The sequence below is a fragment of the Mesorhizobium sp. M1A.F.Ca.IN.020.06.1.1 genome (assembly GCF_004023265.1).
In the GTDB taxonomy this organism is placed as follows: domain Bacteria; phylum Pseudomonadota; class Alphaproteobacteria; order Rhizobiales; family Rhizobiaceae; genus Mesorhizobium.
Window position 1 is genome coordinate 1 of the sequence record NZ_RZSR01001626.1, and the last position, 660, is coordinate 660.

Here is a 660-nt window from a genome sequence, read left to right on the forward strand (position 1 = left end):
GGTCAATACGCCGATCAAGCTCACCATCCTGCGCCAGGGCGCCGACAAGCCGATCGAGCTCACGGTCGTGCGCGACATCATCAAGGTCAAGGCGGTGAAGTACCGGGTCGAGAATGACATCGGCTACATGAAGATCACCTCCTTCACCGAGAAGACCTATGACGATCTCGAGAACGCCATCGAGAACATCAAGAAGCAGGTGCCCAACGACAAGCTGAAGGGCTATGTGCTCGACCTGCGCCTCAATCCGGGCGGCCTGCTCGACCAAGCGGTGAGCGTGTCGGACGCCTTCCTGAAGCGCGGCGAGATCGTCTCGACCCGCGGCCGCGATCCGAAGGACGTTACCCGCTTCGACGCCAAGCCGAAGCAGAACGACGACATCGGCGGCAAGCCGCTGATCGTGCTGGTCAATGGCGGCTCGGCAAGCGCGTCCGAGATCGTCGCCGGCGCGCTGCAGGATCTGCGCCGCGCCACCGTCGTCGGCACGCAGTCGTTCGGCAAGGGTTCGGTGCAGACCATCATCCCGCTCGGCGAGAACGGCGCGCTCAGGCTCACCACCGCGCTCTATTACACGCCGTCGGGCAAGTCGATCCAGGGCAAGGGCATCACGCCCGACATCAAGGTCGAGCAGCCGCTGCCGCCGGACCTGCAGGGCAGGGA

The 660-nt window shown here is 64.4% G+C and carries 1 protein-coding gene; it reads left to right on the forward strand.

Going from position 1 to position 660, the window contains the following annotated elements; translation table 11 throughout:
* The coding region (locus EOA60_RS35980; RefSeq protein WP_164899929.1) for a S41 family peptidase at nucleotides 1–660 on the forward strand (660 nt) is incomplete at both ends.